Source organism: Erythrobacter donghaensis (genome assembly GCF_001557325.1).
GTDB classification, from domain to species: domain Bacteria; phylum Pseudomonadota; class Alphaproteobacteria; order Sphingomonadales; family Sphingomonadaceae; genus Erythrobacter; species Erythrobacter donghaensis_B.
The window spans coordinates 1-1,154 of record NZ_LSJS01000063.1 but is presented as its reverse complement, the minus strand read 5'-3'; the positions used below and the strand labels follow the sequence as shown (position 1 = coordinate 1,154).

The window sequence follows — 1,154 nt, the reverse complement described above, 5'->3', positions numbered from 1 at the left end:
GGGTGGGGCATGCCCCACCCCATGCGATTTCGATCTCGGTGGCCACCGGGCTCATCGGTAAGGTGGAGTTACCACACTTCACACGCCCACCGAGGAGTTGATCCCGATGACCGACGACAGACTACCGCTTGCCGAGCTGATGGCGAAGACTGGAGATGGAGATTTCCTGCGCACGATCGCCGAGAGCGTATTACAGATCATCATGGAGGCCGACGTCGATGGCCTGGTCGGCGCTAGCCGACACGAGCGCTCCGGCGACCGGACGACCTGGCGGAACGGCTACCGCGACCGCAGCCTCGATACCCGGCTCGGCACGCTCAACTTGAGGATTCCCAAGCTACGGACCGGCGCCTACTTCCCTGGCTTCCTGGAACCCAGGAAGACCGTCGAGAAGGCGCTGGTCGCGGTGATCCAGGAGGCGTGGATCGCCGGCGTCAGCACCCGGCGTGTCGACGAGCTGGTGCAGGCCATGGGCATGACCGGCATCTCCAAATCCTCGGTGTCCAAGCTGTGCAAGGATATCGACGAACGTGTCCATGCCTTCCTTAAGCGGCCGCTCACCGGCGACTGGCCCTACCTCTGGCTCGATGCTACCTACCTCAAGGTGCGCGAGGGCGGGCGGATCGTCAGTGTCGCCGCGATAATAGCCGTTGCCGTCAACACCGAGGGCAAGCGCGAAATCGTTGGCCTTCACATTGGACCCTCCGAAGCCGAGCCATTCTGGTCGAGCTTCCTCAAGGACCTCGCACGCCGCGGACTGACCGGCGTGAAGCTGGTCATCTCCGATGCCCACGAGGGCCTCAAGGCAGCGATCACTCGCGTGCTCAGCGCCACCTGGCAGCGGTGCCGCGTCCACTTCATGCGCAATGCCCTGGCCTACGTGCCCAAGGGCCAGAACACCGTCGTCGCCGCTGCCATCCGCCAGGTCTTCCTCCAGCCCGACCATGCCGCCGCGACACAGGTCTGGCGCCAGGTCGCCGACCAGTTGCGTACCCGCTGGCCAAAGCTCGGCGCCTGCATGGACGATGCCGAGCACGACGTGCTGGCCTACATGACCTTCCCCGAGCAGCACCGCGTCAAATTACATTCCACCAATCCACTGGAACGCCTGAACAAGGAAGTGAAGCGCCGCGCCGATGTCGTCGGCATCTTCC

Annotated in this window: 1 protein-coding gene; it reads left to right on the top strand. The window is 64.2% G+C overall.

Going from position 1 to position 1,154, the window contains the following annotated elements; translation table 11 throughout:
• Window positions 1-106 precede the first annotated feature (106 nt).
• The coding region (locus AX692_RS02900) for an IS256 family transposase (RefSeq protein WP_073977556.1) at window positions 107-1,154 on the top strand (1,048 nt) is incomplete at its 3' end.